This is a genomic window from Litorimonas sp. RW-G-Af-16 (genome assembly GCF_048319245.1).
Classification (GTDB): domain Bacteria; phylum Pseudomonadota; class Alphaproteobacteria; order Caulobacterales; family Maricaulaceae; genus Litorimonas.
In genome coordinates this window covers 1,094,495-1,115,074 of sequence record NZ_CP166993.1, presented here as the reverse complement: position 1 = coordinate 1,115,074, position 20,580 = coordinate 1,094,495, and the positions used below count along the sequence as shown (strand labels likewise).

Below are 20,580 nucleotides of genomic sequence, written 5' to 3'. Positions count from 1 at the left end.
ATCGAATTTGGTCGTTATGTCACTTGCAGATGCGCATTTGTCGCGCCATTTTAAACAAATGTCACGGCCAGCCGAGCTTTTTCCATATTTCGCTGATGTGCGCACGTTAAGTGGCGTGGGCGATAAGGTTGGGCAGGCTTTGCAACGCGCTATGGGCGGCCGAATTAAAGACTTAGTCCTCACTCCGCCTTCCAGCTTAATTGACCGGAGTTACCGCCCTAGCATTGCTGGCGCGATCCAAGGCGACATTGCAACATTCGAAGTCACTGTTGGCTCTCACACCCCACCCCGTCAGAAAGGGCGGCCTTATCGTATTCGCGTTTTCGACAATACGGGCGATATGACTCTGGTGTTTTTTAAGCCTCATAAATCTTATCTAGAAACTCAGCTGCCTGAGGGGTCTAAACGGCTGATTTCTGGAAAGTGCGAGGTGTATAATGCCGAGCTCCAAATGACGCACCCTGACTATATTGTTGAACTAGGCAAAGAAGATGAGCTTCCAAAATATGAGACCGTCTATCCGCTGACGGCGGGTCTGTCGGCGAAAATGGCACGTAAGGCTGTCGGGGGGGCGTTGGATAAAGTGCTGTCCGAGCCCCCACTCGCGGAATGGCAAAGTCTTGATTTTCTCGCCCGTCAAGATTGGCCGAGTTTTGCTAAAGCCTTGACCCTCATTCACCGTCCAGAACACCCCGTCGATGTTAAAGATGACAGCCCGCCGCGCTCCCGCCTTGCCTATGATGAATTATTCGCCAAACAACTCGCGATGGCATTGGTGCGTGAAAGCAATCGCAAACTTAAGGGGCAGGCTTTGCAATCCAAAGGCAGCTATGTCGATGATGTCCTCAAAGCGGCACCCTTCCCGCCAACGGGCGCACAAGCGCGAGCTTTTGATGAAATTCGAAGTAATATGGCGTCCCCCGACCGTATGTCGCGATTGCTGCAGGGGGATGTTGGCGCAGGTAAGACTTTCGTGGCGGCTTTAGCGTGCGCATTTGCTGCGGAGGCAGGTGTGCAGGTCGCTTTGATGGCGCCCACAGAAATTCTGGCAAGGCAACACGTTGAAACGCTGCGGACATTCCTTGAGCCTGCTGGTTTGACTGTCGAAGCCCTGACAGGACGCGATAAAGGCAAGCCAAGAGCTGCGTTGGAAACGGGCGTGCGCGAGGGCTATATTGACGTGGTTGTGGGCACACACGCTCTGTTTCAGGACAAAACGGAATTCAAACATCTCGGCCTTGTGATCATTGATGAACAACACAAATTTGGTGTTCGAGATCGCATGCGATTATCAGAAAAAGGCCTGGCTCCCGACTTGCTGATTATGACAGCTACGCCTATCCCTCGCACGCTTGCTCTGACGAGTTACGGCGACTTGGACGTGTCGGTGTTGGACGAGAAGCCCGCAGGACGGCGTCCTATTACTACGAGCATCATCCCCATCCAAAAACTCGACAATGTGATAGACGGGATTGGCCGCGCCGTAGCAAATGGCAACCAGGTCTATTGGGTGTGTCCGCTCGTTGAGGACAGTGAACTCATTGATTTGTCATCAGTCGAAGACCGTCATCGGCAACTGACAGCCATTTTCGGCAATCGCGTTGGCCTCCTTCACGGGCGTTTAAGCGGGCAAGAAAAAGAGCAAATGTCGCAGGCCTTTAAGGCGGGGGAATATGATATTCTTGTTGCGACAACGGTAATTGAAGTCGGCGTTGATGCGCCAAATGCGACCGTGATTGTCATTGAGCATGCCGAGCGATTTGGCCTTGCCCAACTCCATCAGCTGCGCGGGCGGGTTGGACGATCTGACAAGGCGTCGTCGTGCCTCCTGCTTTATAAAGGTCCGTTATCGGTCAATGGTAAAGCGCGATTGGAGATCATGCGCGAGAGCGAAGACGGATTTTTAATTGCAGAAAAAGATTGGGAGTTGCGCGGCTCAGGTGACCTGCTCGGCGCACGTCAAAGTGGGATGCCCGACTTTAAGCTCGCTAATCTAGACAAGCATCGTGACTTATTGGAGACAGCAACACAGGATGCGAGGCTACTGGTTCAGATGGATCCGGGCCTGACGACTGCACGCGGGAAAGCAGCACGAACACTGCTCTATTTATTCGAACAGGATTACGGCATCGCTCTGATGCGCGCGGGATGATTTAAAGCGAAGGCTTTGGCTCTTTTGGAGACTTGGGCTTTTTATCTAGGAGACCCAATCGCTCCCGGAAAGTCGGCTCAATTTCCTCGTCTACATGGTTTGATGAGACCATACCTCCTGAAATAATCATTTTAGCTCCCTCTTCGGGTGTCATGTTCAAGATTTTGATTCGGTCGCGTGGTGTGAACAGTAGAAATCCAGATGTAGGGTTAGGCGTTGTCGGCACAAATACGCAGACATGGTTTTCTGGCAAATGCTCCTTCGGCGCCCCCGTCAGATCAGCCGTAACAAAACCAACTGCCCAGAGGCCGGGTCGAGGGTATTCAATCAAACAAACATCCCGAAACGCCCGATCTTTTTGCTCGGCCACAGTTGTGACGATCTGTTTTACGGCGCTATAGGTTGGGCTAACGATTGGAACCCGCGCTAGCAATTTTTCGCCCGCGCGAATGATTGACTTGCCAATAAAATTAGACGCTACAATCCCTAAGAGAAACAGCAGAACAATCGCGATAATGAGGCCAAGCCCTGGAATATCAAATCCCAAGTAAGTTCGCGGGTTCAAAACATCTGGCAGGAACCGAATAACTTTCTCGTCAACCAACTGAACGATCCACGAAATCACAGTGATCACTACCAGAATTGGTAGTGCAATAATCACGCCTGTGATTAAGCGATTTCTAACCCAACGAAAAATCGAAGGTTTTGGCTTTTCAGCAGCGTGGTCAGGCAAATCGTTCATCTAAATAATCCATTAAAAAGGCGTTAGAGAGGGCTAGATTTCAGGTTCATACCTATACACAGCCCGCAATTCATCTATCCATATAGGGCATAGATTAAGACAGAGATATGACGAATCCTCAAAAATCAAAATTTTGGCAGATAACGATATTAGGCGCAGCTGTGTTCTTAATCTTGCTCGGCCTGTTGGCATACATCTACCGCGATGACATTTTTCAGCACATTCAAGACCCCGGGCAACCTTTCCAGACTTATACCCCCCCAAAGCGCCCGATTATTCCGATAGCGAAGCTTGGCTCGCGCAACCCGATCTATCGCAAGATCCCTATGAGTTGCAGAGTAAGGGGGACGTCTTTGTTGTTGTTCCGAGCGTTTATCGCGGCGGGGAACATTGGAATTTGCCGAGCGATGATCTTCGCCGCAAATCAAAGCTGCAAAGAATTGTGCGCCCAAATTATGTTAGCCCCTACGGCAAAGCGGGACGGCTATTTGCCCCTTATTATCGACAGGCCTCTCTTTACGCTTTCATGACTTCGCGTGAAGATGCCGTCATGGCGCAGGAGCTAGCCTATAGTGATGTGAAGCGCGCCTTCGAGGCATTTCTGACGCACTCCCCGCCTGAACGCCCTATCGTGCTTGTCGGACATAACCAAGGCGCCAGTCATGTACAGCGCTTACTGGCGGACTACTTTCAAGGCCCACTAAAATCACGACTCGCCGTGGCCTATGTTATTGATTATCCATTGCTTGAGAGCGCATTTGAATCGCAGCTAAGCGATTTGTCCCCTTGCGAAGTTGAGACAGATATTCGCTGCGTCGTTGCTTTTGGGGCATTTGTGCCAGGCGATGACGTTATTGCAGAACGATTTGCGATGCGCGCGCTGGTGCATAATGGCGAAACTTACAAAGCCGTGAATGGACAGCCCCTTGTCTGCGTTAACCCTCTGACATGGACGCGCGATACAGATTATGCGCCGCGCCGCTTGCACAAAGGCGGAGTTGCTGCAGAAGGCCTCGATCCTGATATGAACCCTGCTGCGCTGTCTCAACAAGTCGGAACGCAGTGTGAGAACGGCCTGTTACTGGTCGATAAACCCCGCAGTGCCTCCTTGCGCCGCCCCATTCAAGTCGGCGCAAAATTCCGTACGCTGCCGTCTAATTTATTTTATGAAGACCTGAAGCAAAACGCCGTTGCGCGAGTTGAGGCGATGCTGGCCACAGGTGAACTGCCTGTGCGGACCCAAACGATTGAAGACTTTGACGTGATTGAGATTGAGGACAGCCCCGTTACACCTGTGCAGAAATAGGCTAGGCTAGGCTATAGGTTTGAGCGGGTAGGCTTTCGCGAGGTCATCAAAGCGCTTGAGGTCAGTTAGTAGGGCTTCAAAGTCATCCATAGGGATCATGTTCGGGCCATCAGACGGTGCGTTCGCTGGGTTAGGATGAGTTTCCATAAAGACAGCGCCAATGCCTAGCGACACAGCAGCACGGGCGAGTGTTGGAACGAATTCACGCTGCCCACCCGATGTGCCGCCCTGCCCCCCAGGCTGCTGCACAGAGTGAGTTGCATCAAACACAACAGGCGATCCAAAGCTTTTCATAATTGGCAAACCGCGCATATCGGTGATCAGCGTGTTATAGCCAAAGCTCGCACCACGTTCACATGCCATAATATTTGGATTGCCAGCCTCGACCAATTTCGCCAGCACATTTTTCATGTCCCAAGGCGCAAGAAACTGACCCTTTTTGACATTAATAACGCGACCCGTTTCCGCCGCGGCGACTAGCAAATCTGTCTGACGACATAGGAAGGCTGGAATTTGTAAAACATCAACAACTGTGCCGACTTCTTTTGCTTGCTCTGCCGTATGAATATCCGTGACACATGGCAGACCAAGTTGCTCTTGAATTTCAGCAAAGACAGGCAGCGCTTTAGCCAACCCAACACCCCGCGGTGAATGGATACTCGTGCGGTTTGCCTTGTCATAGGATGTCTTGTAAATAATGTTCAGCCCAACACGCTCGCCCATCTCTTTTAGACGTTCTGCTGTCATCAATGCGTGGTCGCGGCTTTCCATCGCGCATGGGCCCGCCAGTATCGTCAATGGCAACTCATTGCTGATTTCATAGCTCCCGCCCGCAGGGGTTTTGAGGGAAATTTGGGCATTCGCATGTGTCATAGATTTGGCTCATCAAAATTTGTCGCGTCCTACCACAGTCGTTTCCGAAAACATATGGATTTTCTCATGCGCTTGAGGCAAACCGCTGATAACGATTTCAAAATATAGACGCTTGAGGACATTATGAAAGCAGCATCCGTACTAGACCTAATAGGGAACACGCCATTGCTGCGCTTGAAAGACGCGTCGAAGATGACGGGGTGCGAGATTTATGGCAAAGCCGAGTTTCTCAATCCTGGGCAATCTGTAAAAGACCGTGCGGCGCTCTATATTATTCGCGCCGCAGAAAAGTCTGGCGCACTTCGCCCTGGTGGTGTGGTGGTTGAAGGCACGGCGGGTAATACGGGTATTGGACTCGCCATGGTTTGTTCCGCCCTCGGCTACCGCTGTAAAATCGTCATGCCGCGCACGCAAAGCCAAGAGAAGAAGGACAGCGTTAAACTCCTCGGCGCGGAATTGATCGAAGTGGATGCCGTACCGTATGCCAATCCAGGCAATTACATTCACACCTCCGAACGCCTTGCCAAAGAGCTGAACGAGTCAGAACCCAACGGCGCCATTTGGGCAAATCAGTTCGATAATACGGCCAATCGCGACGCACATATTCATACGACTGGGCCAGAAATTTATGATCAAACTGACGGTAAAGTGGACGGCTTCATCTGCGCAGTCGGGTCTGGTGGAACGCTGGGTGGGGTATCAATGGCGCTCAAGGCGCGCAATCCGAAGATTCAAATCGGTGTAGCCGATCCCTATGGCTCCAAAATGTTTAGCTACTTCACACGCGGCGAACTCGAGAGCGAGGGCGACTCTGTGACTGAAGGCATTGGCCAAGGGCGTATTACAGAAAACCTAAAAGACATCATTGTCGACCGCGCATACCAAATCACGGACACAGAAGCGCTACAGATTGTGTTTGAACTTAATCAGCTTGAAGGCATTTGTCTTGGTGGATCATCAGGTATTAACATTGCGGGCGCAATCCACATGGCGCGCGAAATGGGACCAGGGCATACGATTGTGACGATCCTCTGTGATTACGGACAGCGTTATCAGTCCAAGATTTACAATCCTGAATTCTTGCGCTCAAAAAATCTTCCTGTCCCAAGTTGGCTCTGCTGACATGAAGCGCGCAACCAAATTTACGCATATGGGTCGACCAAAAGCGGGGCTTGGCACAGCGGTTAATCCGTCTGTGACCCGTGCGTCGACGCTTTTGTTTGAACGGGCCGAAGACCTATATCGATCTGATGTACGCGGTTATGGTCGTCACGGCGCAGACGTGCATGACAAACTCGCCGAGATGTTCACAGAACTCGAAGGCGGCGCTGGCAGTGTGTTATTTCCATCGGGGCTTGCCGCCTGCACTTATCCAATTTTGGCGTGCGTCAAGGCGGGTGATCACGTTTTGCTAACCGATTCCGCCTACGAGCCGACGCGCAAATTCTGCGAGGGTTATCTTACAAAAATGGGGGTTGAGACTGAATTATATGATCCCCGCATTGGCGCAAACATCACGACACTTATCCGTCCAAATACGGCAGTCATTTTGCTCGAAAGTCCCGGTTCCCTCACCTTAGAGATTCAAGATGTCCCTGCGATCGTAGACGCTGCCAAGGCGCATAACGTGATCACAATTATCGACAACACATGGTCAGGTGGACTTGTCTATCAACCTCTCCAGATGGGCGTTGATATTTCCTGCCATGCCGCGACAAAGTATTTTGGTGGCCATAGTGATGTCATGTTTGGTGCGGCCATTGCACGAACAAAAAGCCTGCACAGCAAGATTTCGACAACAGCCAAATTGTTCGGTAACGCCAGTTCACCTGACGATGCCTATCAGATTTTACGGGGGTTCCGCACCGTTATGCCTCGCTTCACACAGCAGAGCGAGACGGCTCTCGCGCTTGCGACGTGGCTGACCGATCATCCCAAAGTTCAGACAGTCTTGCATCCCGCTTTACCCAGCCACCCTGATCATACTCTTTGGCAGCGTGATTTTTGTGGGAGCGCTTGCTTGTTCAGCATAGTTACAAAAGATATGCCGTCTGACGATGTGCTAGCCTTCGTCAATGCACTGAAACTCTTTGGTATTGGCTATTCTTATGGCGGGTTTGAGAGCTTAGTCATCCATTGCGATCCGCAGCTGAAACGCGCGCACAAGACAACCCTCAGTGGCCCTCTCATTCGTTTTGCGTGTGGGCTTGAGCATGCAGATGACTTGAAAGACGATATAGAACAAGCCTTTAATGCTATTTCTTAAGCGAAAGCGCGTTTGGCTTGCGCTGGGTTTAGCGCTCATTTTCAGCACTTTATTTTCTTGTTCCGGCACACGCATGTTGCTGAACACGGCACCATCTAAGCCGAACGCGCAAATTGCCCAACCTCCCATCACAGCCGAAACTCTTGGTGATTGGGAGGCTCAACTTCCTGCCATCAAGACACGCCTCGAGCGTGAAATTTACGGCGGTTTGCCACCCAACGCTAAACCAGATGCTGTGACGCGCGTCCAGATAATCGCAGAAAGTGCCTTCAACGATACTGCCCGTATTGAAGAGTGGCACATTCATGATAACTTGCCCCTGCATGATAAATTGAACCCGACTGCTATGATCGATAAACCCGTCATGCTTCGCTATGTCTTGGTCCTACCAAAAAATATGACGGAGCCCGTGCCAGTCATCATGATGGAAAATTTTTGCCCTAACCACGCAGTTATTCCTGTTGACGGCATTACCAAACCAACGAGCGATTATTTCGATTGCGACCCTTCAGGGGTTATGGCGGGCTTATTTAGATATGTCTTCGGCCGATATATCACCTCTCCGCCCGTGGAAGATATTATGCGACGGGGCTATGGGTTGGCCGTTATCTATCCGTCAGAGATATTTCCCGATCGGGCCTCTGCGCTAGCTGAGTATAGGCAAGCGCCAGTGCCTGAATATCCTTGGGGCGCGATTGGGGCATGGGCCTATCAATTTGATCTGCTAGCAAAGGCGCTTAAACAGAACGAGTCTGTGACGGAGACTATTGCCTATGGCCATTCGCGTTACGGCAAGTCCGCCCTGCTCGCTGCTGCGTTCTTTTCGTCTATTGACGGCGTGATCGCGCATCAATCGGGCACGGGGGGAGCGTCTTTGTCGCGGAATAAGGCTGGTGAAACGGTGGCGCAAATCACAGACAGCTATCCGCACTGGTTCACACCCACATTTCGTGAAGATAACTTATCAGTTGACCAACATCACCTCCTCGCCCTGATTGCGCCGAAGCCAATCTTACTTGGCAATGCAAAACGAGATGTGTGGTCTGATCCCGCTGGCGCATTTCAGGCCGCTCGCGCTGCCAGCGACGTTTATGCGCTGTATGGCTCCGAAGGATTGAAGCAAAAACGATTAGATGAATTTGATGCCACTGCCGACATAGCGTTCTGGATGCGCCCAGGCACGCATGGGGTCGTCGAAGAAGACTGGCCAGCCTTCCTCGATTTTCTCGACGCGCATTTTAAAGAATAGAAATTGGCAGACCCAGCAGGACTCGAACCTGCAACCCCCTGCTTAGAAGGCAGGTGCTCTATCCGGTTGAGCTATGGGTCCTAAAATCGGTGCGCTAATGCGTCCAAGGCAGTTTGCGATCATAGTCGAAATTCTCGGCATAGGAGCGGGGAATACGTTTCATTTTCTGACGCGCTTGAACCTGATGCGGAATGTTATTGGACTTTGCGTAAGCGATAGCCTCTTCCAAAGTCGGGAATTGCAGCTCGATTTGTTGGCGCGTATCGACAGACCGTGCGTTACCCGTCAAAGGATCAATGATTGTCGGCTGGCGGCTGACAAATTCCAAGACCCATTCCGACGCATTGGCGCGCCCAGAGGTCATGGCTGATGCAGCAGGTTGGTAGATTCTAGCAAACACGCAAATGCTCCAATTCAAATTATGTCATGGAGATAGCTTTGATCGCCGCCTCGGGTCAATCAGATATCGCGATTAAATGCGTTGTTTAGCATAGATTTCACGTCAGAGAGCGCGGGCGCTTTCCCATTGGGTGCAGAGGCTTTAGCCAGAATACGCTCGCGCATTTGCGATGATATACCGCCAGTTGGTGCTTGCAGAGGCGCACTAACTTGGGGACGGCGCGATGGAACCTGGGGCGGGTGAAGAGTTGTCTGAGACGGCCGCTGTTGCTGATCGCGAAGACGCGCACGGGCATCTTGTACAGACCGTGCTGTGGATGGTGGCCTTGATGGATCAGCAGGCATGACCATGTCCTCCTTAAGCAAGCTACGCGCGCGCCATCGCTCGTATACCTTCGCCATAAGTTCTGGCGTTGCCATGTCGCGGTTCCATAAGTCAGTGAATTGTGCGGAAGAACTATGCGGACGATACTCGGCAGCGAGCGTGTTTAAAATAACGCGCATCGGCAAGTTCACGGACTCGCCAAACACCATGGCTTCGGCAGTGCCGAGCGACGGCAGGAATGAGAGCAAGTCAGCGGCGCCATCAGGCACAGCCGCGCGGACAAAGTTCTGGTCCAACTCGTTAGACAGACGCATAGAGAAGATGGTTGAACACTGCGACAGAGTTGACGGTTCCAGTTCCGATGGACGCTGCGAGATAATCCCGAGTGACACGCCGTATTTCCGACCCTCTTTCGCAATTCTTGCAATAATGCGGCGGGTCGAATGAAAGCCAAGAGATTTATCGCGCGGGATATATCTATGCGCCTCTTCACAGACCAGTAAGATTGGCACTTTGCGCTCTGACCAAGTCGCCAGTTCAAATGCCAAGCGACTGACGACGGACACCACGATGTTTAGAGCTTCTGACGGAATACCCGAGAAATCGAGAATAGAGATCGGCTTTCCCGCAACTGGTAGGCGGAAAATACGCCCAACAATGTCCTCAATCGGACGCGGCGAAGCTTGGTTGCGGAAGATGAATTGGTAGCGCGGATCAGCGATGAGCGAGGCTATACGACGCTTCAACCGCTTATATGGGCCGAGGTTGGAGGAATTCTCGAGTTTCCCCATTTCGTGATCAAGAAGTTTGACTACGTCGCGAATACGATACGGGACGGGGCTGTCGAGTGAGATATGCGTGGCGCGCTGCAATTCCGCCTCCACATCATCAATTTTGATCTGTGAACTCATTTCGCCCTTTGCAACCATACGGTCATAAAGACGCTTAGCCTTGAGGACAACATCATGGAGGACTTCTTGTTCTTCGCGCGACTGGTCTTCAATATCACTGGTTAGCAATTCGACTGTTTCCACAAAATCAAACAGCCAGAGCGGGAGGTCGAGTGTGTCGTTAGAGATCACCTCAGCGCGATCGCCGAAACTCTTAGAGTACTCATTGTGCGGATCGAATAGGACCACATGTCCCTGCGGGCTTTGTGCCAAAATAGCCTGCAAAACGAGCGCCACCATACAAGACTTACCCGAACCCGTAGAGCCAATGATAGCGAAATGCTTTGACAAGAGATCATCTGTACGGACTTTCGCTACGATAGAGCTGTCTTGCTGCAAATGGCCAATTTCAATACAGGCGGAACCCTCGCGGTTAAAAATCAAGCGCAGGTCGTCTGCTGACATGTTAAATACTGGCTCATTCAGAACAGGGAAAGAGCGGACACCCCGAAAAAACTTCGTCTCGCGAGTCGTTTCATTCGTTGAAATCTCGCCAAGAATATTGAGCGTTGCGAGGCAGCCATCATTCATGCCTTCCTCGTCAACGGCACCAATTTTGAGCGATGAGACCATAGCCACAACGACAGAACGGCTCGTCATAATTTTGAGAATAGTGCCGATTTGCGCCATACCGAGTTGATTGTGGCGGATAATCTGTTTGTTGATTGAGATCACAGCAATGCTGGAGCCCACAGTCAGGACACGCCCAATCTCAACTTTTTTATAGGCCGTCGCTTCCTTTTGAAGCGGGCGTTTTGGCGCATTTGCAACTTGCATCGTGGTTAACTCCCCAACCTTAGAATCGGGTGTAACCAAATGTGGTTATCAAAGCCTTACTAAGACTTTTGGTGATTCTAGGGAGTGATCGGTGGTCAGGGTAAGGCTGGCGAAAATAAGTGTTTAGATAACATAATCAAGAGTTGGCCATTCTCTACAAAGAGAGCCCTGAGCTACTTTATATGCTGATGCTACGCTATGACCTCTGGCTGCGACTTGCGCCACGACCTCCAATTTAGACTCTTCTGTATATCGAACACGACCGCCCATAAGACACTCTCCTTGCTTCCAGTTTTACCAAACAAGATGTCTATAAAGCTAGGAGCACATCAGTGTTCTCACTTAAATTCTACTTTTAATACGTAACACTTCAATTTAACACAGGCCGGTTTTACGTCTCAAACGTCATTGCGGAGGCTTCTTTAAGATGAAAACTTGTATAATTGCCCCTATTACAGCAATCACCGTCATCGCAATTAAAGATTCTCTGCCAGGCTTTTCAGATATATAATCGGAGCTAAAATATACCATAACCGATATCACACAAGCGATGGAAAGAAGTATGACTAAAATTTGGGCTGCTTTCATAATAATACTTTATTGCTGATCGGTTTCGCTGATATCCTAGAGTAAATTATCCGCATCTTCAATTATAGCCGCCGTAGGTGTTAACAATGTAAGAATGGCGGCCCTTATAATTATCCAACAGACGCTCAACCCAAGACGGTGAGTTTTATAATATCAAGCAATAGGGAGAAATCCGTGGTCGGGGCGGCAAGATTCGAACTTGCGACCCCCTGTTCCCAAAACAGGTGCGCTACCAGGCTGCGCTACGCCCCGACGACGGTGACGGGTTCATAGCGCCCTACGCACAAAACGCAAGCGTCTTATCAGGAAAAACTGCGAAATTATGGTGCGGGGGCGTCAGCTTTGAAAAAAGGGTGATCGACTTGATCCCCGAGTCGAATACCAAGCTCCTTTGAGCGCCCCCCTTTAACTCCACGACAGCTGCGACCACAGCTTCGGATGATGCGCTGCGCAATGTGTAGGGTTGGTGGGAGTGTTCGATCTTGAGAATTTTGCCGTTTGAGCGCACGAATAAAATATCCAAAGGGATAGCCGTATTCTTCATCCAGATCGTTGCAATCTTTGGCTCTTTGAATTCAAAAATCATGCCTGTGTCTGGGTCCATCTCTTCGCGGTACATCATACCGCGCGCTTGTTGATCCAGCGTCTTGGCTTCTTCGACCATGAATGTGTGTTCGCCGCTCTCGCCTTTAATAGTCAACGGCTTAGGCGTGCCAAAATCGACGACATCGTTCTTCGCCGTTTGTGCAACAGAGAGTGTCGGCGCGGCCAATGGCGTGACGGCGGCAAAAGCGAAGACGGAAGCTAGGAGAATAAGTCGTTTCATAGGGGAGCATTTAGCTGACCCTACGCGACTTCGCTACTGAAATTTTCAGGAGAAACAACTTGGCAGTCCCTAGGGGAATCGAACCCCTCTTTCCAGGTTGAAAACCTGGCGTCCTAACCGATAGACGAAGGGACCGCATTAGTTGTGGGGCGCGATATATATTTGCATCCCACAGCTTGCAAGCCCGATTATGCAAAAAAGTCAGCCAAATCGTCGCGAAAGCTAAGATTCTTTCGTGCGGGCCATATCTATGAGGTGAAAATCGACTTTCCGTCGCCCTTTCCAGAGATTTTCGCAGAATCTGACCGATCACGTGATAGCTCGCAGGATTGGGGTCAAGCAGCGCATCTGCTAGCCCGCTTTCATCTGCGCGGAAGCAAATGCCGCTCAAAACTTGCCCGGCACGATCTGTAAAAGAGAATCGCACATGGTTGCCCTTTAGCCGCTGTGCGTAGCTAAGGCGTAAATCGGCTAACGCGAAAACGGGTTGAGGATTGCCAGAGCCATAGGGCCCAATCCGCTCTATTGTATCAAGCATATCGAGATTTACGGCGCTGACCGAGATAATGGCGTCGATAGACCGGCTGGGGTTAGCTGTTGCGAGCGCCACATCGTCCGAGAGCGCATTTAACATAAACGCCTCGAAATCTTCAAGCTTGTCGGGCTCTATTGACAGTCCGCCCGCCATTTCGTGACCGCCGCCACTGACGAGCAGGCCAGCCTCTTTGGCTGCAGAAATAGCGCCGCCCAGATTGACTCCTTTGATGGAGCGACCTGATCCCTTGCCTTGGCCAAATTGATCAATACCAATGACAATCGTTGGCTTTCCAAAACGGTCTTTGAGGCGACCCGCGACGATCCCGATTATCCCCGCATGCCAATCTTCCATCGCCACAATAATGACAGAATGGTTTTTCTTGGCCTCCCCCATCTCAAGGGCTTCGGTCAGGATTTTATCCTGCATCGCCCGACGCTCTGCATTGACACGGTCAAGCTCTGCGGCATGTGCATATGCAGTTTGGGCATTCTCCGTCGAGAGCAACTCTGCTCCCATATCCGCGCGGCCGATTCGACCACCTGCATTCAGGCGAGGCCCCAATACGAAGCCCGCATGATAGGTCGAGTAAGGTGGCTTTGCATCCGCGACATCGGCTAGCGCTTCGATCCCGACAATGTCATTGCGTGAGAGCACTTTTAGTCCCTGCCGCACAAAAGTTCGGTTGACCCCTGTCAACGGCACAACATCACAAATTGTTCCCAGCGCCGTAAGACCCAACAAATTTCGCAAATCAAAGCTCACAGATAAACCTCGTGCTTTCGCAAGCCTATTGAGCGCAACGATCAGCATAAATGTCACCCCTGCCGCCGCCAAATGGCCGAGACCTGAGCTATCGTCTTGGCGATTCGGGTTCACAATCGCAAAGGCGGGCGGCATGTCTGTGTGCATTAGGTGGTGGTCAACGACGATGACTGAGAGGTCAATCTCCGCGGCATGGTGCAAAGCCTCATATGCCGCTGCGCCGCAATCCATTGTGATCACAAGGTCTGCGCCTTGATCTTTGAGCGATTGAAACGCCTCTTCTGTGGGGCCGTAGCCTTCTTTGATGCGGTCAGGGATGTATAGTTTAAACTCGTATCCGATTGCCCTGCCCCAGCGGATCATCTGCGCCGCAGACGTCCCGCCATCGACATCGTAATCCGAGAATATCCAAATTTTTTCCTGCGTAGCAATCCCGTCCAAAATCCGCGCAGCAGCCTTGTCCACATCCTGCATAACAGACGGATCAGGCAGAGAGCTGCGGAGCTTTGGCGAGAGGAACGTCTCCGCATTTTCCGCAGAAACACCGCGCCCGCATAGTAGCGCAGCATCAAGGCGCGGCAGGTTTGTCTCTGTCACGAAAGCCTCAAGGGCATCATCTTCGCATCGCATAGTCCACTGCTGTCCCAGCAGCGAACGATTAACCCCAAGGCAGTCAGACACTAAATAGGACGCGCAGACCGTAATTTCTGCACAGCCCCGTCCATGGAGTTCATGATCAATGTATGCGTATGCACCTGACCGTTGGAGAACATTACGCCGTCTAGCATGGAGCCGTGCGTAACGCCTGTCGCAGCAAAAATTGTCGGGCCAGCGGCCAGAGACGAAATATCGTATTTCTGATCCAGATTATCGATACCGACACGCCGAGCGCGCTTGACTTCGTCGTCATTTCGGAAGTGCAGACGCCCCTGCATTTGCCCTCCAATACAGCGCAACGCAGCCGCCGCCAACACGCCCTCTGGCGCGCCGCCTTGACCGATATACATATCGATTTGCGTGTCTTTATCCGTTGTGGCGATCACGCCTTGCACGTCACCATCTGTGATCAAGCTAACTTTCGCATTCATACCGCGCAGAGCGTCAATGATGGGACTGTGGCGGGCACGATCAAGCACGCAGACCGTAATATCCTCTGGCTTTACGCCTTTGGCCTTGGCGAGCGCGCTCACATTGTCTTCGACGGAGTTATCAAGATCGATCAGGCCAGCCTTATAGCCAGGGCCAATCGCGATTTTATCCATATAGGTATCAGGCGCATATAGCAGCCCGCCGCGCGGCGCGAACGCCATAACCGCTAGCGCATTTGCCATGGCTTTCGCTGTTAGAGTTGTCCCTTCCAGCGGATCAAGCGCAATGTCGACTTCGGGCCCTTTGCCCTTGCCAACTTCTTCGCCAATATAAAGCATTGGCGCCTCGTCTCGCTCGCCTTCACCGATCACAATGCGGCCTTTAATTTCCATCGCATTAAGCGAGGTGCGCAGTGCGTCCACAGCCGCTTGGTCAGCCGCCTTTTCATCCCCCCGACCAATCAGGTATGACGCGCCAATAGCCGCTTTCTCAGTCGCAAGACCTGCCTGTAGCGCGAGCGCTGTATTAAATCCTAGTTTTGACATGATGTCCCTCAGCTTTCCTTAAATCTGCTATGATGCATATTATTCTGCGGCGTGTACTTGATATTTTGCGAATAAGGCTTTGATATTACGAGCAGCCTGACGAATACGCTGTTCGTTTTCAACAAGCGCAATACGGACATAGCCCTCGCCGTTTTCGCCAAAGCCATTGCCGGGCGACACAGCCACGCCAGCCTCTTCCATCAACAGCTTGCAAAACTCGACTGACCCCATATGCGCAAAGGCCTCTGGCACTTTGGCCCATGCAAACATAGAGGCGGGCGGCGATGGAATATCCCACCCTGCTCGACCAAAACTCTCTACCAGCACATCGCGTCGTGCCTTGTATATCTGGCGGGCATCCTCAACACAGTCTTGTGGGCCGTCCAGTGCCGCGCAGGCTGCAACCTGAATGGGTGTAAATGCGCCGTAATCCAGATAGGATTTAACCCGCGCAAGGGCCGCGATCAGGCGACGGTTCCCCACTGCAAAACCCATACGCCACCCCGCCATAGAATAAGTCTTGGACAGCGAAGTCGTCTCGATACACATGATATCATCTACGCCAGACACTTGGAAAATAGACGGCGGCGGATTGTCATCGAAATAAATTTCGGAATAAGCTAAATCCGATAAGATTATGATATCTTTAGCTTTTGCAATCGCCACGATCTCTTCATAAAAGCTAAGATCGCAGACGTGCCCCGTCGGGTTTGATGGGAAGCAAACTACAATCGCCATAGGCGGCTTTTCATCTTCTTCCAGCGCTTTCTTGACACCTGCCAAATACTCATCGGCCGTGATTGCGGGAATTCCCTTAATGACAGCCCCGGCGATGATGAAACCATAAGCGTGCAGTGGATAAGACGGATCAGGCGCATAAATGACATCGCCTGGCGCTGTGATCGCTTGTGCGAGGTTCGCAAAACCTTCCTTAGAGCCAATCGTCGCCACGATTTGATCTTCTGGATCTAGGTCAACATCGAAGCGGCGTTTATAATACCGCGCGCACGCTTTGCGCAGCCCGAATATACCACGCGACACTGAATAACCTGTTGTGCGAGGCTTTTGCACGGTCTCCACCAATTTATCGATTACGTGTTGGGGTGTTGGCAGATCGGGATTACCAAAGCCGAAATCGATAATATCCATGCCGTCCTTGCGCAGCTTCGCTTTCAGCTTATTGACCTCGGCGAACACATAAGGCGGCAAGCGTTTGATGCGGTAAAAATCGTCCGCTTCTTCATAAGTTTGATGTTGCATTAGTTGATCCCTCCCACAGGGTCGTCCAACTTATAGGCTTGCGCCTCAGACTTTAATCTGGCGAATTCGGCGTCAATTTGTGTGGGATCTAGCAAGCCGTCATCCGACGGCACATCGAACCCTGAGCGCAGGGCTATCAGGTCGCTAGCGGCTTTGTCCCATGCGGCATCTGATCGTTCGTCAACTGGCGGAGTGGGCGCGTCAGCAACGTCAGGGTAATCCCCATCAAGCTTTGCATCCTTAAATTCTGCCAAATTTTTCATGCTAAAGTCTGGCAGCTTCACAGTCGAACAGGCCGAGAGCAGCCCTGTGGCGAATAGACATATAACAAGGTTGGGCTTCATAGTTGACCTAGCAGCAAGCGAATAGACTCACGTGATAGCCCAAATACCGCGAATTTAAACTAAAAATATCTCAACACTTGCGAATGAGTTTAGGGAAAAACAGGCGCAGTCATCAGGCCGAGCGTTTCGTCCCAACCTTGCGTGAGGTTGTAATTCTGGATCGCCTGCCCAGATGATCCTTTGGTTAGGTTGTCGATGACAGAAATAATGATCGCGCGTCCCGGCACACGGTCAGCAAAAACACCAATTCGCGCGTAATTGCTGGCGCGGATATGACGCGTTTGCGGAACTGTACCTGCGGGTTCTACATGAACGAAAGGGTCATCTGCATAGCGCGCAACATAGACATCGCGCAGGTCTTCTGCTGTCACGTCTTCGGTCAATTCAACGTAGCAAGTAGCGATCATCCCGCGATTCATGGGAACGAGGTGCGGGGTAAAGCTGATCTGGCTGACTTGCCCGCCGATTTGCGACAGGCCTTGCTCGATCTCTGGTGCGTGGCGGTGAGTGGCAACACCGTAGGCATGAGCCCCGTCCGTGATCTCGCTATAGAGCAGGGCAGCTGAGGTTTTGCGCCCTGCCCCCGTGACACCGGATTTTGCGTCGATGATAATCGCGTTATCGGTAAACATACCCGCTTGAATCCCCGGCAAAAGCGCAAGCAAGCTGCAAGTGGGATAGCAGCCTGGACAAGCCACGAGTTTCGCGCCTCGCAACTCTTCACGCGCAAATTCTGTCAGGCCATAAACGCGGCCTTTTAGCATGTCTGGGAAGGCATGTGGCCGACCATAGGTGGCCGCATAAAGATCAGGATCAGACAGACGGAAGTCGGCGGACAGGTCGATGATCGTCTCGACTTTATCTTGTATGCTTGCAATCGCCTCTTGGCTCGCGCCGTGTGGTAGGCACGCAAAAGCGACGTCAACATTCTTCCAGTCCACCTCACCTATCGTTGTGAGGGTCGGCAAGTCATAGGCGGCAAAGTTTGGATAAACGTCCGCATATTCTTGCCCCGCTCGGCTATGCCCTGTCAGGCCGACCAACTTTAACTTTGGATGCTGCAAAATTAGACGGACGGCTTCCGCGCCCGTATATCCCGATGCCCCTAATATAACGGCGTTTTTCATCTAAATTCCCCAATAAAAAAGGCGCCTCGGTTGCCCGAAGCGCCTAGATAAGTAAGCAAGATATGCTTCGTAATCTTTAACGCTTAGAGAATTGGAAGCTCTTACGGGCTTTCGCCTTACCGTATTTCTTACGTTCCACAACGCGTGAGTCGCGTGTGATAAAGCCAGCAGCCTTGAGCGGTGCGCGCAAGATTGGCTCGTAATATGTCAACGCCTTGGTGATGCCGTGACGCACAGCGCCCGCTTGACCAGACAATCCGCCGCCTTTGACCGTTGCGAACACGTCGTAAGAATCAACACGGTCAGATACTTGGAATGCCTGCGCAATGATTAGACGTAGCACGGGACGTGCGAAGTAAACTTCCTGATCACGACCATTGACAACAATCTTGCCGTTACCTGGCTTAATCCAAACGCGAGCGATGGAGTTTTTACGTTTGCCTGTCGCATATGCCCGGCCCAGATCGTCGATCTTAGGCTCTGGCAGTGGCACGTTGCTGGCGGCAGGTGTTGCAACGCCATCAGCGTTCACATTGCCTTCCATGACGTTTTTCAGGTCTTCGAGTGTATTTGTGTCAGCCATGATCTAACCACCCTTCGTATTTTTAGAGCTCATTGATTTGAAGTCGATGACTTCAGGGTTTTGAGCAGAATGTGGATGCTCTGAACCTGCATAGATTTTCAGGTTAGAAAGTTGCTTGCGCGCCAGAGGGCTTTCCTTTGGCAACATACGCTGGACAGCTTTTTTGAACACACGCTCTGGGAAACGACCGTCGAGGATCTTGTCCGCTGTGCGCTCTTTCAAACCACCGGGGTAGCCTGTGTGCCAGTAATACACTTTGTCAGTGCGCTTTTTACCAGTGAATGCCACTTTTTCCGCATTGATGATGATGACATTGTCACCATGATCCATGTGGGGTGTGTAATTTGGCAAATGTTTGCCGCGCAGACGCATAGCTACAAATGTCGCTAGACGGCCGGTGACGACGCCTTCCGCATCGATCAGAATCCATTTTTTCTCGATCTCTGCGGTTTTCAGAAACTTGGTCGTTTTCATCTTACCCTCAAATAAATAGAAGGCCCGAATTGGGCCTCGCTTGATTGAGTGGGTAACTAGACGCAGCAGCGATCAGCGTCAACGGCTAAAATCACATACCTATGTCAAAATATTAAGTAAAAACAATGCTCTACAAAAACGGTATTATTTTACCGTATAAAATGACGACTTTTCCAGAACAAGCCGAGAGCAATGACGAACACCAAAATAGAGCTAAATTGGTGCCCGAGCGCGAGGCCAATATGCAGCGCATCATTCTCAACACCCGTCAGTAGTGTCACGATGCCCAGCACCACTTGCCACAGCAAGATTACCATGAACATCGTTGCTATACCCTGCAGATATGTGCCGCGCGCTTTCACCCACACCCAAATCGCCCAAGCCAAGATGATATAGGCGAGCATACGGTGGTTGAACTGGATCGCAGGTGTATTCTCAAACAGGTTCCGCCACATCGGGGTTTGGACGAAATAGCCAGACGGAATGAAACTACCGTCCATAAGTGGCCAGGTGTTATAGCTTAGCCCTGATTTTGTGCCAGCCACGAAAGCGCCTGCGATGATTTGCAAATAAACTAGCCCCGCAAGAATCCCTGTCCGCTTCATCAAAAACGCGTTTTCTGGAGGGCGACGAAATTCGTTGAGTGTAGATTTACGTAGCCAGTAAAGTATCGCCAGAATAATGAATGCCATGCCCAAATGCGTTGCAAGGCGATACTGACTAACATTTACCATGCCTTCTTGCAGACCACTATGCACCATCCACCAGCCAATCGCACCTTGGCAGCCAATCAACACTGCTGGGATTAAGAATAGCAGCCCTTTATCTTCGGGTAGCTTTTTACGTATTGCGAAGATCAAGAGCGGGACAACATAAGCAAGGCCAATAAACCGTCCGAGCTGCCGATGCGCCCATTCCCAGAAATAGATGAATTTGAACCCTGCTAAATCCATGTCAGGATGCTCGGCCTCAAATTCTGGTATCAATTTATATTTCTCAAACTCTGCCAACCACGCCTCTGTCGATAGCGGCGGTAGCGCTCCCGTAATAGGTGCCCACTCAGTGATTGAGAGCCCAGAATTTGTCAGCCGCGTCGCTCCGCCCACGACAATAATCGCAGCGACGAGTAACATCACGATCAGGAGCCAGAGCGAAATGGCGTTCTTTGACGAAGTCGATCCAGTTATCATAAGGTAGATATAGCGCGCACTGCGCTGCTTTCTCTGTGACAAATTGCCAGAACTTGCCCGGAACTTGCCCAGAACTTGCATTGGCCAGAATTTGGATTGGAAAGATGGTCGGAGTAGCAGGACTTGAACCTGCGACCTCTAAGCCCCCAGCTTAGCGCGCTACCAGACTGCGCCATACTCCGATGATCTTTGCAGCGGGTCTATAGTCCGAGCGC

General features: G+C 51.3%; 17 protein-coding genes, 4 tRNA genes and 1 pseudogene. 5 read left to right on the top strand and 17 right to left on the bottom strand.

Translation table 11 applies throughout. The annotated features are described in order from the left end of the window. Window positions 1-58: 58 nt before the first annotated feature. Window positions 59-2,152, top strand: a complete 2,094-nt coding sequence (gene recG / locus AB8615_RS05575) for an ATP-dependent DNA helicase RecG (protein WP_409433927.1) — start codon at window positions 59-61, stop codon at window positions 2,150-2,152. A gap of 1 nt (window position 2,153) precedes the next feature. Here the strand turns inward: recG and AB8615_RS05570 are convergent, their stop codons facing one another. Beyond that, entirely contained in the window at window positions 2,154-2,894 is a 741-nt protein-coding gene (locus AB8615_RS05570) for a DUF502 domain-containing protein (protein ID WP_409433926.1), read from the bottom strand. Between the two features lie 331 nt (window positions 2,895-3,225). Here AB8615_RS05570 and AB8615_RS05565 point away from each other — a divergent pair, with 331 nt between their 5' ends. Then, window positions 3,226-4,200 (top strand): DUF3089 domain-containing protein, encoded by a 975-nt coding sequence (locus AB8615_RS05565; protein WP_418152937.1) that lies wholly within the window; start codon window positions 3,226-3,228, stop codon window positions 4,198-4,200. A 6-nt stretch (window positions 4,201-4,206) separates the two neighbouring features. On the opposite strand, the gene kdsA is transcribed toward AB8615_RS05565, so the two are convergent. After that, window positions 4,207-5,073 carry a 3-deoxy-8-phosphooctulonate synthase gene (kdsA, locus tag AB8615_RS05560; protein WP_409433924.1) on the bottom strand — a complete coding sequence of 289 codons (867 nt, stop codon included), beginning with the start codon at window positions 5,071-5,073 and terminating at the stop codon, window positions 4,207-4,209. A gap of 123 nt (window positions 5,074-5,196) precedes the next feature. On the opposite strand from kdsA, the gene AB8615_RS05555 reads away from it, so the two are divergent. From AB8615_RS05555 to AB8615_RS05545, 3 genes are all read left to right on the top strand, one after another. Beyond that, complete coding sequence (locus AB8615_RS05555; protein WP_409433923.1) at window positions 5,197-6,195, top strand: cysteine synthase A; 999 nt, start codon at window positions 5,197-5,199, stop codon at window positions 6,193-6,195. Between the two features lies 1 nt (window position 6,196). Then, window positions 6,197-7,339 carry a cystathionine beta-lyase gene (gene metC / locus AB8615_RS05550; protein WP_418152934.1) on the top strand — a complete coding sequence of 381 codons (1,143 nt, stop codon included), beginning with the start codon at window positions 6,197-6,199 and terminating at the stop codon, window positions 7,337-7,339. Window positions 7,340-7,412: 73 nt separating this feature from the next. Next, window positions 7,413-8,588, top strand: a complete 1,176-nt coding sequence (locus AB8615_RS05545) for a hypothetical protein (RefSeq protein ID WP_409433921.1) — start codon at window positions 7,413-7,415, stop codon at window positions 8,586-8,588. A gap of 4 nt (window positions 8,589-8,592) precedes the next feature. Here AB8615_RS05545 and AB8615_RS05540 read toward each other — a convergent pair. The 15 genes and pseudogenes from AB8615_RS05540 to AB8615_RS05470 form a co-directional block, all read right to left on the bottom strand. Further along, window positions 8,593-8,669 (bottom strand) — tRNA-Arg (locus AB8615_RS05540). Window positions 8,670-8,682: 13 nt separating this feature from the next. Next, window positions 8,683-8,988 carry an NADH dehydrogenase ubiquinone Fe-S protein 4 gene (locus AB8615_RS05535; RefSeq protein WP_409433920.1) on the bottom strand — a complete coding sequence of 102 codons (306 nt, stop codon included), beginning with the start codon at window positions 8,986-8,988 and terminating at the stop codon, window positions 8,683-8,685. Between the two features lie 59 nt (window positions 8,989-9,047). Continuing rightward, window positions 9,048-11,039 carry an ATP-binding protein gene (locus tag AB8615_RS05530; protein WP_418152932.1) on the bottom strand — a complete coding sequence of 664 codons (1,992 nt, stop codon included), beginning with the start codon at window positions 11,037-11,039 and terminating at the stop codon, window positions 9,048-9,050. Window positions 11,040-11,802: 763 nt separating this feature from the next. After that, a tRNA-Pro gene (locus tag AB8615_RS05525) sits at window positions 11,803-11,879 on the bottom strand. 25 nt (window positions 11,880-11,904) lie between these two features. Next, a complete protein-coding gene (locus tag AB8615_RS05520; RefSeq protein WP_418152930.1) occupies window positions 11,905-12,453 on the bottom strand; it encodes a DUF192 domain-containing protein in 549 nt (182 codons plus the stop codon). A 60-nt stretch (window positions 12,454-12,513) separates the two neighbouring features. Beyond that, a tRNA-Glu gene (locus AB8615_RS05515) sits at window positions 12,514-12,588 on the bottom strand. 208 nt (window positions 12,589-12,796) lie between these two features. Beyond that, window positions 12,797-14,383: pseudogene (gene recJ, locus AB8615_RS05510) on the bottom strand (single-stranded-DNA-specific exonuclease RecJ); the annotation flags it as partial. Window positions 14,384-14,433: 50 nt separating this feature from the next. Beyond that, a complete protein-coding gene (gene glpX, locus AB8615_RS05505; RefSeq protein ID WP_409433916.1) occupies window positions 14,434-15,387 on the bottom strand; it encodes a class II fructose-bisphosphatase in 954 nt (317 codons plus the stop codon). 39 nt (window positions 15,388-15,426) lie between these two features. Further along, a complete protein-coding gene (locus AB8615_RS05500; protein ID WP_409433915.1) occupies window positions 15,427-16,647 on the bottom strand; it encodes an LL-diaminopimelate aminotransferase in 1,221 nt (406 codons plus the stop codon). Further along, window positions 16,647-16,991 carry a hypothetical protein gene (locus AB8615_RS05495; protein ID WP_409433914.1) on the bottom strand — a complete coding sequence of 115 codons (345 nt, stop codon included), beginning with the start codon at window positions 16,989-16,991 and terminating at the stop codon, window positions 16,647-16,649. The genes AB8615_RS05500 and AB8615_RS05495 overlap by 1 nt, the downstream gene beginning before the upstream one ends. An 89-nt stretch (window positions 16,992-17,080) precedes the next feature. Then, window positions 17,081-18,118 (bottom strand): N-acetyl-gamma-glutamyl-phosphate reductase, encoded by a 1,038-nt coding sequence (gene argC / locus AB8615_RS05490; protein WP_409433913.1) that lies wholly within the window; start codon window positions 18,116-18,118, stop codon window positions 17,081-17,083. A gap of 76 nt (window positions 18,119-18,194) precedes the next feature. Further along, on the bottom strand, window positions 18,195-18,701 hold the full coding sequence (gene rpsI, locus AB8615_RS05485; protein WP_409433912.1) for a 30S ribosomal protein S9: 507 nt from the start codon (window positions 18,699-18,701) through the stop codon (window positions 18,195-18,197). Between the two features lie 3 nt (window positions 18,702-18,704). After that, window positions 18,705-19,175 carry a 50S ribosomal protein L13 gene (rplM, locus tag AB8615_RS05480; RefSeq protein WP_409433911.1) on the bottom strand — a complete coding sequence of 157 codons (471 nt, stop codon included), beginning with the start codon at window positions 19,173-19,175 and terminating at the stop codon, window positions 18,705-18,707. 149 nt (window positions 19,176-19,324) lie between these two features. Then, entirely contained in the window at window positions 19,325-20,365 is a 1,041-nt protein-coding gene (locus AB8615_RS05475; RefSeq protein WP_418153139.1) for a COX15/CtaA family protein, read from the bottom strand. A 105-nt stretch (window positions 20,366-20,470) separates the two neighbouring features. Continuing rightward, window positions 20,471-20,547, bottom strand: a tRNA-Pro gene (locus tag AB8615_RS05470). Window positions 20,548-20,580 lie beyond the last annotated feature (33 nt).